General features: G+C 42.9%; 3 protein-coding genes. 2 read left to right on the top strand and 1 reads right to left on the bottom strand.

Annotated elements, in window-relative coordinates:
• Positions 1-9: 9 nt before the first annotated feature.
• Positions 10-174 carry a S8 family serine peptidase gene (locus tag D5R40_RS43245; protein WP_375339443.1) on the top strand — a complete coding sequence of 55 codons (165 nt, stop codon included), beginning with the start codon at positions 10-12 and terminating at the stop codon, positions 172-174.
• A 1,264-nt stretch (positions 175-1,438) separates the two neighbouring features.
• On the top strand, positions 1,439-1,786 hold the full coding sequence (locus tag D5R40_RS31840) for a hypothetical protein (RefSeq protein WP_124155799.1): 348 nt from the start codon (positions 1,439-1,441) through the stop codon (positions 1,784-1,786).
• 709 nt (positions 1,787-2,495) lie between these two features.
• Here the strand turns inward: D5R40_RS31840 and D5R40_RS38540 are convergent.
• Positions 2,496-2,755: hypothetical protein (locus D5R40_RS38540; RefSeq protein WP_205127802.1), on the bottom strand; the 260-nt coding region annotated here is incomplete at its 5' end.

Here is a 2,755-nt window from a genome sequence, read left to right as displayed (position 1 = left end):
GGAACCCATGTGGCGGGATTGATCGCAGCACGTGGAGATAATGGCATTGGCGTCAGCGGTGTCGCCTGGAATGCGAAGCTTATGGGCCTGAAAATCCTGAATGAAACCGGAGGCGGATATGCTTCTGATGCAATCGCTGCCTCGATTATGCCTTCAATATGGCGCACAGCTTAGCAACAATAGCTGGGGAGGCGGATTAGCCAGTCAGTTATTAGATGCCAAGATTACCGAGCCGACAGGCCGGACATACCTCTCGTCGCAGCAGCTGCAATAAATTTTTGGAACAAATTGATGTAGCTCCTCTTATCCAGCTTCCTATCCACACGATAATGTTATCTCGGTAGCAGCCAGTGATCATCATGATGAACCCGCCAACTCTCAAATGTAGGGGCAAACTCAGTGGATTTATTCGCACCCGGTCTGGGCATCTATCTACTTGCCCAATGATTCTTATGGTTATATAGTGACCTCGATGGCTGCTCCTGTTGTAACGGGTGCCTTAGCCTACTCATATCTAACAGCAAAACTCCAACCCTCAGGCCATCAGGGACCGCTTGTTTCGTCCCTGGATCCTGTACCGGCATTATCCATTTGTGCAAAAGCGGAGGAGGCTTAATCTATTCAATTTTATTGCATAGCAATTGTGATGCTATTGCCTATTTCAGCCTCGAGAACCTTTATCTCTGCCAGGATGGAACATAAACATTCCCAACTTATCCACCCAAGCACAGGCTTATCGAGGTATGTTAATGAGATCTGGAATCCGATTTAGAAAACACCTGAAATCGAATTGCCTGAAGATGGAAATACTGTAGAAATTCTGCTGGAAGCAGACGGTACGAATGACGGATAGCTATTCGATTGTGGCCGAACTGCAGCCCGATCCCTATCTCCCTGATATGATACTGTACATTGCGGGCCTTTCGTAGTCATGAATGCTCCTTTGCAGTCGCCTCTATACAGCTATTTCTGGTACGATCGCTATTATAACCTCATCGGTGTTGGAGAATCTCTGATGATCGATGTTGAGGGTTGGTACAGATTGCGGGTAGAATATGGCTGTGGGAAAGGAAACAGTGAATGGTTTTATGTAAACCTTAATCAAGGTGCGTATGGCCAGGAATGCCAATGCAGATGGCGAAGTAAATATGACGGATTATCTATGACCGGATTAATAGATACAGAAACAGGCCCCGCAAGCCCTGCCTTCGACGGAGTGGGAAGCTCAAAGTGCTACTCCTGGACGGACATTTCCCGGATTAAATCCGCTGGCAATCAGTAAATTATATGCATGCTGATGGAGATGGAAATGGTCAGATAGAATTGAAGAAGACTCTGAAGTAATCCGCAAAAAACTACAGCAAGCAAATATTCCCGGAACAAACAGCCCAGGGACAGGCGGATATATTCCTCAACATGGCATCTGAGGTAATGATTAGTGATACAACGAATTTACAGTCGATTTGGACAATATCCCCCCTACTTAATTGAAGATGTGCTGTATGCAGTGCGTTTGGAGTATGATATGCCGCTCAGCAAGCCCTTAATTTTAGACTTTGAAAATACCTGGTTCTGGGATGCGGCAGAGACCGATTCTTTCGTAGTCCATAATGAAGGCCAAAGACAGGTTGATGTCGGCCTTTTTAGAAAAAGAGGATTCCCGCAACAAATAGCAGGAACGTTCCTCAAAGGGAAACTTATTGTTGTGGTTGATGACATCGGTAACTACAGCGAATTTCCGAACAAGCATTCTTTTCCATTAGCATCACAGGAGCTACTATCATAAAAACTGATGAACTCTATTACCTCTGAATCAGATCAATTCATTCTCCTCAGTTGCAACCAAAACCCCTCACGTAGAAATACCTGCAGGACAAGGCAAATGCATCCCCTGGACGAATTGGATCAATGTATTTCCCAATCCCGGGGCAGAAAAACTAAAAATTGGAACTCAAAGAAGCTTCCGAAAAATTTGTAGAATAGAAATCTACGGACTGGATGCTCGTGTTCACTGGAGCAAAAAAAGAGCTTTTTTATTCTAAGGATTACTTTATTTTGACCTCCCTGATGATCCCCGTTACTACTGGTAAAATTTCGAGACAAAAAACAACAATATTAAACACTATCATCGATGACCGAAATCATTATAATGCATAACAAATACGAAAGATTTACGTTTCAGAGGTGATGTAAAGACTGAAGAAACCGTCAAAATATATAAACCTATATTCTTGAGGTAGGGAGACCCTCTTTATTGAGGGCTCCCTTCTTTTGGCGGAAGGTGTAAAAGGGAAGATCAGGCGTAGCTAAATTCACTTTCTGGCCAGCCACCCTTTCTCAAATGATGGTTGGATTTCTTGAACTCTAGAAGTATTTCTTCAGCATTGGTTTTTCACAATTTTTTACTCTGAAAACTTTCTTGAAATGTTACAAAATTAAAATAGGCTCCTTCCGGGCTTCGGTATCCCACTTTGTCTCCTAAGTGTCTGAAAGGTTTAGCCAGGGTTTAAGAATGATTCAACTTCGACTTGCTCATATAAATTTGAGTTGAAGCATTTGTATCCTAATTGATAGAAAAGTACCAGAAAATCCGCGCCTTGTAACAAGAGAAGAGCTTCTCCATATCTCATTTGGTAGAAATACAAGTGGGCTAAATTATAATGGAAGATTCCTTTCCTGTACTCTTCTGGAATGAAGCGTTCGTACTCATAAATAAATTTCTCAGTCCATTCATATTCGCCCAATCGTAGACCTA

The sequence above is a fragment of the Okeania hirsuta genome (assembly GCF_003838195.1).
GTDB lineage: Bacteria > Cyanobacteriota > Cyanobacteriia > Cyanobacteriales > Microcoleaceae > Okeania > Okeania hirsuta.
This window is presented reverse-complemented; position numbering and strand designations above follow the sequence as displayed.